This window comes from Saccharothrix violaceirubra (genome assembly GCF_014203755.1).
Lineage (GTDB): Bacteria > Actinomycetota > Actinomycetes > Mycobacteriales > Pseudonocardiaceae > Actinosynnema > Actinosynnema violaceirubrum.
The window spans coordinates 3,813,412-3,829,646 of the sequence record NZ_JACHJS010000001.1 but is presented as its reverse complement, the minus strand read 5'-3'; the positions used below and the strand labels follow the sequence as shown (position 1 = coordinate 3,829,646).

10 protein-coding genes are annotated in these 16,235 nt (G+C 71.6%); all 10 read left to right on the top strand.

The genetic code is table 11. From position 1 onward, the window contains the following. The first annotated feature begins 23 nt into the window (after positions 1 to 23). From F4559_RS17920 to F4559_RS17875, 10 genes are read left to right on the top strand one after another with little or no spacing between them, the layout of a single operon-like run. Complete coding sequence (locus F4559_RS17920) at positions 24 to 3,176, top strand: tubulin-like doman-containing protein (protein WP_184670167.1); 3,153 nt, start codon at positions 24 to 26, stop codon at positions 3,174 to 3,176. Next, positions 3,173 to 5,311 carry a hypothetical protein gene (locus F4559_RS17915; protein WP_184670165.1) on the top strand — a complete coding sequence of 713 codons (2,139 nt, stop codon included), beginning with the start codon at positions 3,173 to 3,175 and terminating at the stop codon, positions 5,309 to 5,311. The genes F4559_RS17920 and F4559_RS17915 overlap by 4 nt, the downstream gene beginning before the upstream one ends. Then, the gene (locus F4559_RS17910) at positions 5,308 to 6,285 is read left to right on the top strand and encodes a protein kinase family protein (RefSeq protein WP_184670163.1); all 978 of its coding nucleotides are present in this window, start codon (positions 5,308 to 5,310) and stop codon (positions 6,283 to 6,285) included. Before F4559_RS17915 ends, F4559_RS17910 begins: the two co-directional genes overlap by 4 nt. Continuing rightward, the gene (locus F4559_RS17905) at positions 6,282 to 7,361 is read left to right on the top strand and encodes a TRAFAC clade GTPase domain-containing protein (RefSeq protein WP_184670161.1); all 1,080 of its coding nucleotides are present in this window, start codon (positions 6,282 to 6,284) and stop codon (positions 7,359 to 7,361) included. Before F4559_RS17910 ends, F4559_RS17905 begins: the two co-directional genes overlap by 4 nt. Further along, positions 7,358 to 8,950 carry a hypothetical protein gene (locus F4559_RS17900; protein WP_184670159.1) on the top strand — a complete coding sequence of 531 codons (1,593 nt, stop codon included), beginning with the start codon at positions 7,358 to 7,360 and terminating at the stop codon, positions 8,948 to 8,950. Before F4559_RS17905 ends, F4559_RS17900 begins: the two co-directional genes overlap by 4 nt. Next, positions 8,950 to 9,825 carry a DUF4231 domain-containing protein gene (locus tag F4559_RS17895; protein WP_184670157.1) on the top strand — a complete coding sequence of 292 codons (876 nt, stop codon included), beginning with the start codon at positions 8,950 to 8,952 and terminating at the stop codon, positions 9,823 to 9,825. Before F4559_RS17900 ends, F4559_RS17895 begins: the two co-directional genes overlap by 1 nt. Continuing rightward, the gene (locus F4559_RS17890; protein WP_184670155.1) at positions 9,822 to 11,057 is read left to right on the top strand and encodes a toll/interleukin-1 receptor domain-containing protein; all 1,236 of its coding nucleotides are present in this window, start codon (positions 9,822 to 9,824) and stop codon (positions 11,055 to 11,057) included. Before F4559_RS17895 ends, F4559_RS17890 begins: the two co-directional genes overlap by 4 nt. Next, entirely contained in the window at positions 11,039 to 11,929 is an 891-nt protein-coding gene (locus tag F4559_RS17885) for an AAA family ATPase (protein ID WP_184670153.1), read from the top strand. The genes F4559_RS17890 and F4559_RS17885 overlap by 19 nt, the downstream gene beginning before the upstream one ends. Beyond that, entirely contained in the window at positions 11,926 to 12,936 is a 1,011-nt protein-coding gene (locus F4559_RS17880; RefSeq protein WP_184670151.1) for a hypothetical protein, read from the top strand. The genes F4559_RS17885 and F4559_RS17880 overlap by 4 nt, the downstream gene beginning before the upstream one ends. After that, positions 12,933 to 16,232 (top strand): amino acid adenylation domain-containing protein, encoded by a 3,300-nt coding sequence (locus F4559_RS17875; RefSeq protein ID WP_184670149.1) that lies wholly within the window; start codon positions 12,933 to 12,935, stop codon positions 16,230 to 16,232. The genes F4559_RS17880 and F4559_RS17875 overlap by 4 nt, the downstream gene beginning before the upstream one ends. The last annotated feature ends 3 nt before the right edge of the window (positions 16,233 to 16,235 follow it).

The following is a 16,235-nucleotide window of genomic DNA, read 5'->3' as shown; positions in this document are numbered from 1 at the left end:
AGTCGCCGGAAGGACGTGGCGAAGTGAGGATCTACCAACCGATGATGTTCGTCGGGCTGGGCGGTACGGGCTGCCGCATCGGCGCCGAACTCGAACGCCGGTTCCGCGAGGAACTGTGCGGGCCGGGCGGCACGGATCTGGTGGACGTCATGCCGGGCAAGAACTTCCTGCCGTACCAACTGCCGGGCTGCCTCCAGTTCGTGTACGCGGACCTGAGCGAGGACGAGTTCGGCCTGCTGGAACGGCGGGTCGTCCCCGACCTCGACCACCGGGCCGCCGCCGAACGCACCCTGCACGTGGTGCGCGACCTGGTGCCGCAGTACGACACCTATCCCGAGGTCGCGCGCAGCCTTCGACTGTCGGCGGACGAGGAGGTGGTCCGGTGGCTTCCGCCGCAGGACGGCGAGCCGCGCATCGGCCCGCTCGTGCGGGGCGCGGGCCAGTTGCCGACCGTGGGCCGTGCCGCCCTTTTCGAGACGTTCCGAAGTGGCCTGGCACCCGCCCAGACACCGCTGCTGCGGGCATTGGGCAATATCAACAACTCGTTCGGGGAGCTGGCGCTGCTCGGCGGCGGCCACCGGACGCCGTCGTGTGACGTGTTCGTCGCCTTCTCGGTCGCCGGCGGCACCGGCAGCGGGCTGTTCTTCGACTACCTGCACCTCATCGGCGACGCGTTCGGGCAGAGTGGCCTGCGCGCCCGGATCTACCCCCTGGTGGTCATGCCGTCGGCGTTCGACGAGGGCCTCGGCGGCGGCCGACCCGCCCGGCTCAACGCCGGCCGCGCGCTGCTCGACCTGTTCCGGCTCGTCGACGACCAGAACGCCCAGGCGGCCGGCACCGAACTGGACCACGAGGGCGTGCGGGGCACGCTGTCCGTGCGCTACCCCGACCGCGCGGAGATCCACCTGCGCGCCTCGACGGTGCAGACCGCGTTCCTGTTCGGCCGCGGCCCCGGCGTGCGGCGCGAGGACCTGCACCGGTCCGTGGTGTCGCTGATCCTCTCGCTGGTCGGCACGGACGTCGCGACGGACGCGGAGGACGCACGGCACGCGACGCAGCAGACGTTCATGTCGTTCGCCGACAGCTTCATCAACGGGGCGGTGGAGCGCGAGGCGCCGGCCCGCACCGGCATCGGCAACCGCGGCGTGTCGACCGGATCGGTCGCGTCCATGACGATCCCGGTCGACGACATCGCCGACCTGATCAGCTCGCGCCTGCTGGCCGAGGCGGTGTCCGAACTCGACCGCGTGCCGGCCGGCGCGGCGGAGGACAACGCCGATCTGATCGACCGGTTCTTCATCGAGTCCAACCTCGACGCGTTGCGGGAACGCGCACCCGAGCCGATCAGCGAACCCGCGCCCACGCAGGGCGCGACCGCGATCCAGCGCGCCCTGACGACCCGGGTGCGGACCATGGAGTCCGCGTTGCGTGCCTTCGTGCCTGAACTGGACGGCCGGGTGGGGAACCTGACGCAGGTGTTCGACCCGCTGCACGCCCTGCGGTCGCTGTTGGGCTCGGTGGACCCGTTCCGCGCGCAGCGCGTGGTGTCCGGAGAGGACGGTCAGGCGGACGAGGCGTCCCGCGCCGGTTTCGCGGGTGCGCTGGAGTCGCGACGCGGCGAACCTCCCGCTCCCGACGGGATCGGTGTCAACCCGCCGACCGGCCTGCGGGTGTCCGGGGGGTGGCTGCGCAAGGCCAGGTGGGCGGACAGTGCCGTGCGCTCGGCGATCGCCCGCCAGGACGAGTGGTACGTGTGGCGCGCGCGGCGCGCGTGGAGCAACGCGTGGAACGAGCAGGCGCCGAGGTGGCAGTACAAGGTCGAAGACCTGGTGCGCCGGATCACAGCGCTCACGGGCGTGTTCCGCGACCATGCCGCCGCCGACCGGCGCCGGTTCACCGCGCGGACCCGCGAGCTGTACCAGGAACGTGTCGGCGTCACCTACCTGCTGCCGCGTCAAGGACATCTGGAGCCGTTCTACGACGCCGTGGTCCGCAGATTCGTGGACCTGAACGTCATGCGCGGCAGGCTGCGCCCCACCTCGACCGTCGGCGAACTGGTCGGTGTGCTGCTCGGCCCGGCCGGTTGGCAGGACGCGTACGACACCGTGCTGACCGGCCGCGACCCCTCGGTGGCCGTGACCCGGGTCCGCGACCGGCTCAAGCAGGAGGTGAAAGTCCTGTTGCGGCACCGCGACGCGCGGTTCCCGCCGTTGCTGCCGTCGTTGCAGGACCTGCTGCTGGCCGCGACCGGCCGATCGGACAACGGCATCGGCGGCGACGAACTCGCGCAGTTCCGCGAGAAGCTCGCGGGCCTCGTGCCGGGCGGGTTCGCACCGAGCGGGACGGGTCGGCTGCGCATCCTGTTCTCCTACCCGTCGGGCGAACGCGACCCCGAGCTGGAGCGGTACCTGCACCGCGAGGTCGCCCTGCCGCGCGGTGCGGACACCGTGGTCGAGTTCCGGCCCATCGCGGCCGAGACGATCGCCGTCGTGCTGTTCCGCACCTCGATGGGGCTTACCGAGGTGCCCGAGGTGCGCGACGTGCTCAAGTACTGGGCCGCCGCGCTGCGCAACGAGGAGTCCCAGGACTTCCTGCGCTGGCGGCAGCGGCTCGGCTACGACTTCGGCTACCTCGCGACCGTGCCCGAGCACCGCGAGCGGATCCTGCACCACCTCCTGTGCGCGCTGTGGAACGGCCAGGTGACCGTGGAGGGCGACCCCGAGTCGCCGACCGCGATCGTGATCCGGCCCGGTGCCCGGGAACGTCCGAGCATGCGGCTGCAACCACTCCAGTACGGCCGCCTGTCCAGTTGGGCCGGTGTGCTCGCCGCGTACGAGGAGTGGGTGCTCACCGACGACGAGCAGATCCGACTCGACCTGTGCGCCGCCCTGATCGCCACCACCCCGCGCGGCGTCGATCATCGGCCCGACCCGCCCGCATCCGTCTTCGACCTCGTCTGGGGACTGGCGGCGACCGAGTTGCGGCTGATCGACGAGGCGATCGCCGAAGGCGGGGGAGACCTCACCCGGCTGCACGACCTGCGGGAGTTCTGGGCCGAGACGCTGCCCGCCGCGTTGAAGCTGCCGTTCCGGGGCGTCAACCGGCCGTTGCGGGACAACCTCGCCGACCTGCGCGGGTGGTTCGAACACGATGCGGGACAGGAGAAGTCGCGATGACCGAGGAGACAGTGATGCGCGCCGACCTGCGCGGGTCGGCTTCGCGTGACGTCGGGCTTCTCCTGCGCGAGTTGGCCGTCGGGGAGTTCCGCAACGTCGTCCTCGTGGTGGAGACGGCGAGCCTGACCACCCAGCGCCAAGACCTGGAGAAGATCGCGCTGAAGGCCGGCGCCGCGATCCTCGTCGTGGTCGGCCCGGTCGCCGCCGAGCACGGCCCGGTGCTGGACCTGCCGTCCGTGCTGTCCCGGGTGGCGGCCGTGCTGTGGGTCGGCGCGGACGAAGGGGTCCGGTGGACGGGCGGGTCGCAGCCCGCCGGTCCCGGTCGTGCCGGACTGGACGACCTGCTGCGGGTCCTGGACCAGCCGAAGGTCTTCCGGAAGGTGCGTGAGGAGGTGCTCGGGCTACCGCACCAGACCGCCTCACCCGGTCTCGAGGTGGAATACCTGACGGTCGACCCGGTGGCCGCCGGCGAGGTGAAGGCAGAGGTGTTGCGCCGCCTCGTCGCCGTGGGTCCGGCGACCCGGAGTGCGGACCACGAGTCCACCGCGCTGAAGGCGTTTGCGGAGGCCGTGGGCGCACCGCCCAAGTCGGCCGGGTTCGTGCCGGGGTCACCGCTCGCGGCCGTGGAGGGCGCGGCGGCCGACCGGCTCGCCGCGGCGAGCCGTGCGCTCGCGCCCGTCGCCGGCGTGCGAGGCCTGCTGGGCCGGAACCGGATGTTGCCAAAGGCGGCGCTCGCCGCGGTGGCCGACGCCGTGGAGAACCAGTTCGCCGTTGCCAAGGGCACCATCGCCGACATCGACACCAGCCTCGGCCGGGGTGTGCCGCCGCCGACCGAACTCGTCGAACGCGGCCTGCCGGTGCCCGAGCGCGTCGACCACGACGCGCTGACGGGTGACCTGCGCGCGGCCGTGGCCGCGGAGTTGCGCGCGAAGCGCACGTTGCGAAGTCTCGCCGCACAGGCTCAGAAGCACGGCAGCCACCTCGGGGTCAGCCGTGGACTGGTGTCGGACTCCGCCGTCACGCTGCCGGACCCCGGGCCGGTGGTCGACCGGCTGCGCGCACCGGCCGCCTGCCAATGGCTGCCGAGCCCGCAGTCGTACGTGTGGTTGGCGGCGCTCGGGACGGCGGCTGCCGCGGGTTGGCTGCCCGCGATCGGACGCCTTCTGGGTCCGCTGGTGGTGTTGCTCTGGGTCGTGTGCGTCGCGTGGGCGTGCCACCGCCTGCCCGCGCCCGCGACGGGCGCCCGGTGGGCCGCGGCGTCGACCGGGGTCGTCGGCGCGATCGGCTGCGCGTGCGGACTGCTCTCGGGGCCGGTCCCGTTGCCCTCGGCGGTCGCCGCTGCCGCGGGTGTCGTCCTGGTCCTCGCCGTCCCGGCGATCGTCGCGGCGGCCTGGCATCGCAGCGTGACGCGATGGGTACGTGGCCTCGGGCTTCGCGAGGTGGGGGAACTGTCCGGATCCCAGGTACGGCAGTACCGCACGGCGATCTCCGAACGCTGGATCACCGTCGAGCGGCGGTCCGGTGCGGCCAATGCGCTCTTCGTCCTCTCGGAGGTGTTGGAAGTGGTTGCCGAGGCGTACAAGGTCGTGGTCGACGATCACGACCGCGGTCCGTTCCGTCCCGTGCCGCAGGCCGACACCCACGCCCTGCTGACCCGTGTCTTCGAGCACGACCTGGTCGAGTTGGTGCTCACCGCGTTGGAGAAGCGGTTCGCCGGCATCGCGGCCGGTGTGTCCTACCACGACGACCGCGCCGTCACGGAGCGCCAGGTCCGCGATCTGCTCGGCGACTACCAGGACCACCTGAAGCACAGGAGCGTCGTCGACCCGCCACCGGGCGTGCCGGGCGGCGGACCCCGTGACGACCTGGCCGCCGGACTGCGCCGGGCTGTGCCCGCCGACCTGTGGCTGTGGAACGCCACCGCGCGCGACCGGCTCACCCAGTTGTGCCTCGCGGGAGACCTGCGCCTGCTCGACCTCGACGGCTCGGCGATGGTCCACGTCGCGCCCCCCGAGTCGGCCGGCGCCACCGGCGCGGCGGCGGTCGAGGACGTCGTCGGCGCGCTGCGGCTGACCCCGTTGCGGCCGGGCCTGGTGGCGTGGACGGTCGACACGGCCAAGGGAGGTCGGCGGTGACCGACCGGACCCCGGACGAGTACGACGGACACGACCCCGACGGGCGGCCCCGCCGGTGGTGGCTGACCCCCGTCGCGCCGGTCGACTTCGGCGACTCGGTCCTCTCGACCACGCTCGTCCGGGACACCGACGACATCGAGTACGTGCTCCGCGTCGTACCCTCCGGTGGCGGCATCGACGCGGAACGCGCGCTGGACAACGAGATCCGGGCGTTGCTGCGGCTGCACCGACGCTACGCCCACGACCACCCGGCCGAGTTGCCCGGACTGGTCGGCTACGGGTTCGACGCCGCGACCCAGTTCGCGCTGCTCGCCGCCCGGCAGGGTGTGGTCGACGGCCACCGCACGGCCACTCTGTTGACCGACCATCGGCGGGCGTACGTCGCAGGGCTCTTCCGCGCGCTCGACCACGTCGGCGCGGCCGGCCTGGTGCACGGCGGCCTCGGTCCGGCGACCGTGCGGTGGAACGGGGAGACGGCGGTGGTGGTGAACTTCGAACACGCGCTGTCGGCCGGTGAACGCGCACGACCGGGCACCCCGCCGGTCCACCCCGGCGACGACGTCCGCGCCGGGGGGCTGATCGCCTACCGCGTGCTGACCGGTCGGGAGCCGGCGATCGGGCGGGCGGACTTCCTCGCGACGGCGCCACCCGAGGTCGCGGCCCTGCTCGCTGACGTCTTCCACGCGGAACCGGGCAGTCGCCCGAGTGCGGCCGAGGTGTCGGGTCGACTCGCGGCGGCGGGTGCGCCCGCCGCTCCTGTCGACGAAGACGCCGGGTTGGCCGAGGGGCGGGTGCGGTTCGACCGGCGCCACCGGGCCACGCCACCGGACCCGGTGTCCGAGTCCGACGAGGAGGTGGCGATCCCGGCACCGGTCGCGAAGCGCGTGCGGGGGCGTGACCTCCTGATGTACTTCGTGCTGGTGGTGGCGGTGGTCGCGTTGGTACTCGCGGCAGCCCTAGGGAGGCTGTCGTGACGACGTCCTCGCCGCCACCGCAACCGGCCCTCCTGTGTCCCATCTGCCTGGACTTCATCGGCTGGCCGGAACCCCCGTTATTCCAGCGGGTCGACGACTCCGAGGCGTCCCGTTGGGAGGAGGTCGACCTCTCGGGGATCAACAACGAGGTCAAGTACGCGGACGCACGGCGCCGCTGCTACGTCAGGTGTCCCAATCCGTCGTTCGACACCGGGGAGCACTTCCTGCCGGTGTCGCACCGCGACCACGGCGATCCGATCATCATCGGGCTCGTGGGGCGCGGCCAATCGGGCAAGACCCATCTGCTCGTCGCGATGATGAGCGAGGCACTGCGTGCCGGGCTGGCGCCGTTCGGGCTGGAACTCGAACCCGCCGACGAGTTCCGGAACCTGCGGTTCATGCGCAACGTCGAGAAGCTCGCGGCCGGCGACAGGCTCGACGGGACCAGGGGCAGCATCCAGGACTTCGCGGCGTACTACGTCGTCCGGACGCGCTCGGGCACCAGTCGGCCGCTGGTGTTCTTCGACGTCGCGGGCGAGGACTTCATGTCGCACGGTAACCAGGGCCGCAACGCGCGGTTCCTGCTCGGCGCGACGGCATTGATGTTCGTCGAGGACCCCGAGCACGCCGTACCGGACTGGTATCCCGATCATCGGAGCCCGGACACGCAGCAGAACCAGGCGTTCGCCGTCGCGTTGTCGCGCCTGCGCAGCCGGGGGGACATCCGCCGGATACCGGTGGCCGTGGTCGTCACCAAGGCCGACGAACTCCGCTACACCCATCCGGTCGACCGCTGGCTGCGGCGCTACGACACCGGCCCGGACAGCCTCACCGCCTTCCGCGAGGAGAGCCGAGACGTGTACGCGTTCCTGCACCACTACGGTGCACACCCGCTGCTTGACGTGTACGACCGTTTCGACCGGGGCACGCTGCACGTCGTCTCGGCGACCGGGTCGCGGGCCGACGGGAACGGCTATCCCCGGGTGCGGCCGATGCGCGTGCTGCGGCCGTTGGTCGCACTCCTCGCGATGGTCGGCGTCGTCGAGGACCCGGCGGCGGACGGGGTGGGCCGGTGAGGGGCACCGTCGAGGTCGTACGACTGGGTTTCGACTCGGGCCAGGGCCGGTTGCGGATCACGACGAGTTCGTACGCGGACCCGGAGCGGGTCCGCTACTGGGAGGAGACGCTGGCCCCGTACTGCCGCATCGAATCCATTCCGGGCCGACCGGTGCCGATGTCGGCACTGTCGCTGTTGGCCTACCAGCGCAATTCCGTTCTCCTGTACAGGTTCGGCGGACCCGAGGACGTCGCGCGCAACGCGTCGGTGGCGTTGGTCGGCGGGCACTCGACCCTGCTCGACCTGGCGCCCCGGATGTCCACCTGGGACGGATGGGCGGGGCTGGCGGTCGACGACACCTCGCCGGTCGACGTCGAGTGGTTGTGGGGACAGGTCGCTGCCGGGCCGCTGCCGCGTCCCGCCGCCGAGGTCGAACCTGCGGTCGCGGGGTTGTTGGCGGAGGTGTTGCGTGCGCCGAGGGGCCGGTTCAGCGTCCTCGACCTGCCGCAGGATCAGGTGGTGCCGGCCCTGTTCCTGATCCGCGAGGTGGTCGGCGCGATCGCGGACGACGGCCGGAAGTCCCGGTACTGGTCCTTCTCGTCCTACGAGGTCAGGGACGACGAATCCGGCACGTCGCCGGAGTTCGTCTTCCTGCCCGGCGAAAGGCAGTTCGGACCGGCGGCCGACCGGGTCCAGGTCGCCCGGCGGGACGACCTCCACCACACGCTGGCCACCCTCCTGCTGACCCGGTACCGGGAACTCGCCCCCGACCTGTTCCAGGCGGAGATCCGCCGGGCGACCGGCGGCCGGCCGCGGCTCGACGTGGCGATCGACCTGTTGGTGGCCCGTCTCGGACCAGGACCGACGGCCACCGGGCGGCACGCGGTCGCAGCCGAAGGCGCACCGGAGAAGGAGCCCTCGTCGACAGTGGAGAACCCCGTTGCCACGCCGGAGGAAGAGCCGGAGGCTGCGGATGTGCCCGCAGCGGGCCTGCGGGATCTCATCCGGCAGGAGGAGACGCGTCTGGAGGCGGCGGCACGCACCCTCACCGCAGCGGAGGAGCTGTGTCGACAGCTCCGCGACGAGTACGCGCGAAGGCAGGAAAGCTTGGAACAGTTACGCGCTCTGGCCGGTCCGCACGACGGTTCCACGACGGTGACGCCGTCGGCCGAGCCGAAACCGGAGGACACGATCGAAACCCAGGATGAGCATCGACCGGTCGACAGACCACCGACGCACACCGTGGTGATGCCCCCGACCGGCCCGGCGGGGCCCTCGAACCCTCCCACCCACTTCCCCATCCAACGCGGCGGCCCGATGAACGCGACGTCACCTCCTGGTCACCTCTTCCCGGTCATACCGTCCAGGGCTTCCTCGATGAGCGGCGAGACGGGCATGCGACCCGCTCCTGTCGACGCTACGGGCAGGCCGTCGTGGCACGAGTTGACCGGTTCGGTCGACCACAACGTCGGTCGCCGCGAGCCCGAGCACCGGGACGAGAGGCGATTTGGCCCGCGGTGGCACGACGACCTGAAGAAGGTCAGACGGGTCCTGCTGGCCACGTTGGCCCTGGTGGCGATCCTGCTGACAATTTTGGTGGTGTCCTGATGTCCGAGGAGAAAGCTCGCTGGGTCTGGCGTCGGCAGGGCGTGTGGTCGGCCACCGCCACCGCGTTGAAGAACCGCGTGGAGCGGATCAGGCGGTGGTCGATGATCGCGCTCGTCGGTGCCGCGCTGGCCGGTGTGACGGCGGCGTTCGTCCAGGAGGCGGCACCCGTCGTCGCCCGCTGGATCACCGGGTTCGCGGTGGTCAGCGTCGCGTCGTCGGTGTACCTGAGAGGCAGGTTGGGCAAGGACGCGGTCGCCGAGTGGACGACCGCGAGACGGACCTCCGAGTCGCTGAAGTCCGAGGTCTACCGCTTCCTCGCCGGCACCGCGCCCTACCACGACCGGGATGCCACCCGGCTGCACGACCGTGCCGAGGAGATCGACCGCCAGGCCAAGGACCTCGACCCGCACACCACCGGGATCCGGGTGGCCGACCGGGAATTGCCGAGGGTTTACGACATCCGGAGTTACGAGGACGTCCGGGTGCGTGCCCAGATCACCGGGTACTTCAAGCCCAAAGCCGCGCAGTCCGATCGCCGGCTGCGCCGGTTCGGCAGGTTGGACTTCGTGATCGGCTACGCCGGCGCCGCGCTCACCGCGTTCGCGACGGTCTTCTTCGGCGACGTGTCGGCGGTGATCGGCGCGCTGACCACCGTGGGTGCCACGCTCGCCGCCCACGTCGCCGAGTCCGAGTTGCGCTACCTGGCCGTGGAGTACACGCGCACGGCCGCCGAACTGGACCGGCTGTGCGAGCGTCGTGCGATCGGCGGTGTCGCCTCGGACGACGAGTTCGTGGACGCGTGCGAGCAGGTGATCGTCAGCGAGAACCAGGCTTGGGTCGCCCGGCTCGGCCGCTCGAACGGAGGCACGCCGTGAAGCCGGTGTGGACCATCTTCATCAGCCACAGCACGGCGAATCAGCCCAAGGATGCCACTTCGTGCCGGCTCTTGGAGCTGATCGTGGAGGAGTTCACCGGGGGCGGATACGAGGTCCGCTACGACCGCGACTTCCGCGCGGGTGATGACTGGCGACCGCAGATCTACGAGTTCGTGAATTGCTCCCATGTGGGCATCCTGCTGCTCGACAACCGCGCGCGTGTCGATTCCGAGTGGGTGCGGACGGAATACGACTACATGTTCGGTCGTCATCTCGGGCAGAGCCTGAAGCTTATCGTGGTCGACGTGGAGAGTCCCGACCCGGCGACGGGGAAGGAGTGGTGGACGAACCTTCGGATCCCCCATGGAATCAAGTACGACGGCGACGAGAGTTTGATATCCAGCCTGCGTACCCTGATGCCGAAGTTTCCGGTGGACATGCCGGTCGGGGAATTTCTCCGGATTCGGAGGCTGTCGAATCGGCTGAGACCGGTCGATTTTCCCGATGTTCGGCTCAGGCACATCCTCGACGAACTCGTGGGTTCCCCTGCCGGACTGCCGCTCTACCCGATCGAGATGCTCGTCTACCGGCTGCTGAGGCATCAGCTGAGTGACGTGATGATCAAGACTTTGTTCGACGCCGAGGACCTGTTCGAGCGCCTGGGCAAGTCTGCCGCGGAACGGGTCGCAGAGCAATTGGCGGCGAGCTGGATAGAGCCGGTTCCGGCGGCTGAAGTGTTGAGTACGGCGATCGCCGACAAGAGCATGGTGGTATGCGGCCCCTGCGTCGACCCGCTCACTGCCAAGCGTTTTGTGCGGCAGGGCACCTTTTGGGCGAGCGAAGGTGAGGTTCAGATCCGGGAGTTCGACGAAATGCCCGAGCCGCCCGAGGATGTGCTGGCGGTCGAAGTCGACAAGGCATTCGAGTACTACGATTGGGACGTCGAGGTTCCGGGACAGGTGCGAAGATTCGTGATCGCGGATGTCGGAACGGACCCGAGAGCCGGTTTCGCCGTGGCGGACGAGGTGCGGTCCCGGCGGCGCGGTGTCGTCGTGGTGCTGTGGTCCCGTCCCGGCGCGGACCCGCTCGCCGAGGCGACTCCGGCGGAACTGGCCGATTGCATCGTGGGCCTGCCGGAGCAGACCGCCCGCGAGCGTGTGGTCGCCCGTCAGATCAAGAAGCTGTACCGAGCCTTGAAGGTGGAACCGCTGCCATGCCCGCCGATCGCCTGAGTCACGTCAAGGACGAGTACCTCCCGTCGGAGAAGCTGGACCTCGCCGTCGAGGTCGCCCGTGCCGCACGTCGCCCCTTGCTGCTCTACGGCGACCCCGGCTCGGGGAAGTCGTCGTTGGCCCGCTACGTCGCGAGCCGCGACAGCCTGCGGTACTACGACCACGTCGTCACCTCACGCACCACCGCCCGGGATCTACTGTGGACGTTCGACAGTGTCCGCCGGCTCGGCGAGGCCCAGGTGTCCGGCGCGGACATCGAGCCCGCCCGGTATGTGCATCCGGGCGCGTTGTGGTGGGCGTTCGATCGCGACAGCGCGGCCAGTTCGGCGAACCCCCACGAGCCGTACGCCGAGTGGAACTCCGGCCGGGCCAAGGCCGGCGCGGTGGTGTTGATCGACGAGGTCGACAAGGCCGACCCCGACGTGCCGAACAGCCTCCTCGTCCCGCTGGGCGACCGGCGGTTCGACGTGTCGGACCTGCCGGTGGGCAATCGGGAGATCGCGGAGCCCGATTCGTGTGCGAGCCTGGTAGTGATCACCTCCAACGAGGAGCGCGACCTCCCGGCGGCGTTCGTCCGCCGGTGCGTCGTCTACCGGGTGCCGCCGCACGACCGGCAAGCCTTGCGGCAGATCGCCGCGAAACGCTTTCCGGGCAGCCGGTTCCCACTCGACCACCTGACGGACGCCCTGCTGAGCGCCCGGAACAGCGCCGGCGACGACCGGCGGCGCAAGCCGAGTACGGCCGAGTTCCTCGATGCCGTGCGCGCCTGCGTCACCCTCGGCATCACCGATACCGGGCACCCCGGACTGGGCGACGTCGTGTCGCTGGCGATCAGGAAGGACCCCGGTCGCGAGAACGAGGACGGTGGGTGACGGTGATCGACGACCACGCCGCCGGGAAGGCGTCCGGCACCTGGTGGGGCGACCTGATCCGAGTGCTCGACGCTGTGCGACCAGGCGGCTCGGTTGCGGCGACCGTCGATGACGTCGCGGAGTTGCTGGGACTGACGGTGATACGCGGCGACACCCCCACGCCGGAACCGCCGGAACCGAGGCCGTCGGACCCGTCGGCTCCGCCGGTGGCGGAGTCCGGTCCGGCCGAGGACCTGTCCGTTCCGCCCCTGCCGCCGGAGTTGTCGGGCCGCCAAGCCGCGCGGAACGACCGGGAGCGAACCGGCCGCGAGCACAACGAGGAGGAGGTGGTGGGCGGTGCGCTGCGGAGGCAATGGCGGGAGGAGCCGCCGCCGATGCCGTGGACCGAGGCGGACAAGCTGGGCACGGCGACCGTCGATCGGCTGAGGCGCGCGTTGCCGCACACGCCACTGCTGCGCGACGGCGTGCTGGCCGGCATCGTCGGCGCCCTGGTCGCACGGCCGGTCGCCGACGGCGAGATCGACGTCGAACGCCTGGTGGAGGTGCTGGCGCACGGCCGTCCGGTGGCGGTGCTCCCGCGTCGCGTCCGGCACAGCCTGCGGTTCGGCGCGCACCTGCTGCTCGACCGCGGCGAGGCGATGTTCCCGTTCCGACGCGACCAGGACGACCTGGAACACGCGGTCGGCGCCGTGGTCGGCCGAACCTCGCGGACCACCGCACGGTTCGTCACCTCGCCGTTCGAGGCGGGGAAGGAAGCGTTGCCGCAACGGGGACGCCCGGTGCTGGTGCTGTCCGGTTTCGGGATCGGCGGCGCGCACGCCGATCCGGCCGACTGGGCGCGGTACGCGCGGCGGGTGCGGTCGCGTGGTTCGCGGCTGGTCGGCCTGGTCCCGTTCCCCGAGCACCGGTTCCCCGGCTGGCTGCGCCGCACGATGCCGGTCGTGACCTGGGACCGCTCCACCACCGTCGGGGCGGTGCACCGTGCGGTGGCGCGGAGGCCGGGGTGAACGACCCGGACGACTTCGTCGAGGAGTTCCGGCGTGTCCTGGACCGGAATCCGGTGCCCGGCGGCGTGCAACTCACCGTCGCCCTGTCGCTCGCCACCCGGATCGAGCCCGAACTGGTGCGAGCGGTCCGGGTCCGGGTGCTCCCGCACCTGGACGTCGGTGCGGAGTCGGACTTCTGGTTCGGTCCGTGGATCGGCGCGCGCCGGCCCCACGTCGTCACGCTCCGGCAGGACCTGCTGTCCCTGCTGTGGGAAACCCTGCGCCGGTGGCACGGGGACCGGACGTACCCGCACCTCGGCCGGCTCGGAGAGGTGGTCGACCGGGTCCACCGCGACCAGTCGCCGGCATTCCGCCTCGAAGAGGAGGTGCGCCGGCTGACCTACCTCGACCCGGGTGGCGCGGAGGCGGCCGGGCGGGTGCTGCGCCGGGCCACCCGTGCGATCGCCGACGACGGGGACCCGAGGTTCCTGGGCTGGCTCGCGGGCGCGCGGCGCCGCCTTCCGGCCGCCGCCCTGGACACCACCGACGGCTGGCACCTGTTGCTGGTGGCCGGCGGTCATCGGCCGGAGAAGTTCCCCGACCGGCCTTCCGTCGACGGGCTCAAGGCGACCGGGCGGGTCGCCGAGGTGCTCGGCCCGCCGACGCGGGTCGGTCCCGGCCGTCCGCCCGACCTGGTCGGTCTGGGCCGGCAGGGCGACGACCTGGTCATCGGCGGCGAAGCCCCGGTCATGCTGCCCCTGCCCGCCGGGATTCCGCCCGCCGTCGAGGTGTTGATCGGGGACGACGTCCACGGTGAATGGCATTCGCTGGACGGGCCACTGCCTCCCGGCCTGGGCCGGGAACGCGTGCGGTTGCGCACGGTCGACGGCAGCGTGTTCGAGGTGCCCCGCCGGTTCGGCGACAGCGTGCGCGAGTCGCCCGTGCTGGTCCGGATCGAGCACACCGACGGCAGGCCGGCGTCGTACTGGCTTCAGCCGGTGCGTTCGGCGAGTGAACATGCCCGGTCGTCGGACCAGCCGGTCGGTCTGTTGGCCAAGGTCCTGGGTGAGGTCGCCCACGACCACGCGGCGTCGGCACGACTGGTGGAGTGGCGCGACGACCACCACGCCAACGGGATGCTGGTGTTGTACGGGCGCGACGAGAACGACCGGGTCCGCGTCGCCTGGCAGCTCGCCGTGGACAGCGAACGGCAGGGCTGGGCGGTGTACCGCGGTCGTCAGGACCCCGAGTCGGCGTGGTGGCTCACCGAGGACCGCCAGGACTGCGGCGCCGCGAACGTGCTGTTGGTCGTCGACCGTGCCGATTCGTGGCAGCCCAGGCACCTGCCGCTGTTGCGCGACGGCGTCCGGACTTCCGGTCGGGTACGTGTGCTGCTGTTGGCCGACGACGCCGGGTCGTGGTGGCAGGGCGTGGAAAGCCTGCTGAGCAAGACCGACTGTCCGGGTTCCGGGCTGAGGTTGGCGGACCGGGCGCCCACCCGCCCCGGACCGGACCTGCGCGACCTGGTCGTCCGCGCGATCACCGACCTCCGTCGGGTCGACCGGACGGAGCTGGTCCGGAGGGTGGCGTGGCTGGACTCCGGTACGGGCCTGGAGGTGGGTGCGGTCGCCGCGTGCCTGGACGTCGAGGCGGGCAGTCCCGTGTCGACCGCGCCGCCGGGCACCGTGGTGCTGCGGCACGAGCACGCCTATCGACGTCGGCTGCCCGTCGATCCCGAACGCCCGGTGTCCGCCGAGGCGTTGGCGGAACTGGTGTTCCTCGGTTGTCTCATGGCGCCGCTCGCCCGCGCAGATGCCCGGTCGCTGCTGTTGCACCGGGGCGTGATCGACGACGACGCCGGGTGGTTCGCCCTGCTCGGCGAGTACGGCCGCCGCTACCTCGACGACCAGGAGCACCTGGACCCCCTCGGGCCGGTCGGGTTGGCCGAGGACCTGCTCGCCGCCGTGCTCCTGGACGGCGACAAGGCGACCGGCGTCGACCCGGAGGCGGCCCGTGAGCTGGTCGCGCGGCTCGGCGACGACCACGTGCCGGTGCGTGCGGCGGCCAACGCCCTCACCGTGCTTTCCCGCGCGGGGAAGCGGTGGCCGCGGTTGCTCGTGGACCACGTGCACCCGTTGGCACGCCGGCGACCCGAGTCGCTTGTGGCGGCGGGCGGTCCGGCTTTGCTCGCGGCTTTGCGACATGCCGACGTCGACCTGCTCGAACGCCTGCGGCGCGCGCTCCCCCCGGCGACCGATCGTCCGGTCGGTTTGGACGTGGCCGTCGCCGAACTGGAGGAACGACTGGTCGAGCACGGGTTCCGGCAGGGCCGGCCCGGTCCGCACCGCGACGCGCCGTTGCACCTGCGCCTGGCCGCTTCCCGCCGACTCGCCGGGCGGCTCGCGGGAGCGCTCGACTCGGCGCGGCGGGCGGTCGAGGAGTACGACCGGCTGGTTCCGGTGGACCTCCGGCGCCACACCGAGCCGTTGTGCGAGGCGTTGGTGCTCCTGAGTCGGCTGCTGGGCGAGACCGGACAGCCGAAAGAGGCCCTGGAACGAGCCGAGCACGCCGACGCGCGGCTGCGCCGACTGATCAGCCAGAGTGATGCCACCGCGCCGAACTCCCTCATCGGGCGGGTGCTCGCCACCCTGGCGCGCGAGCGGGCACGTCAAGGCGACACCCCGCTCGCCGTCGACGACGCCCGGCGCGCGGTCGAGGTACTGCGGGAACTCGACGAGTTGCGTCCCGGGGCGCACCGGGCCGACCTCGTCGACGCCTTGTCGACCCTGGTGGACCTGTCGACCGAGGTCGACGCGCGCGGGGGCATGGCGTACGCGGACGAGGCCGTCGCCATGGCGGACGAACTCGTCGCGAAGAACGAATGGGCCCACCTGCACCGGATCGCCGCGGCAAGGCTGAGCCGCGCGCGTTTCCTGGACGACCGGGAGGCCCTGGACGAGACGGAGTCGGCCGTGGCGGAGTACCGGCGGGTCGTGTCGGCTTCCCCGGCCAGGTTCGAAGGGGCCCTCGGTGCCGCGCTCGTCCGGCTGGCACGGCGGCAGAACGCGGTCGAGCCACAGGTTGCCCTCCTCACGGCGCAGGAAGCGGTCGGGTTGTGCCGGAAGGCGAGGTTCGACGGTGACCGGACGACCGCGCTGATCGACGCGTTGGAACAGTTGGCCGCCGTGTGCCGGTCGAACGAGCGGCGTACCGACGCGATCAAGGCGGCGGCGGAGGCGGCCGGGTTGCTGAGAGGACTCGGTGCGGTGGAGCGGGCGGCGGAGCTGGACGCCCGGTACCGCACCCCTGGGGATTAGTTG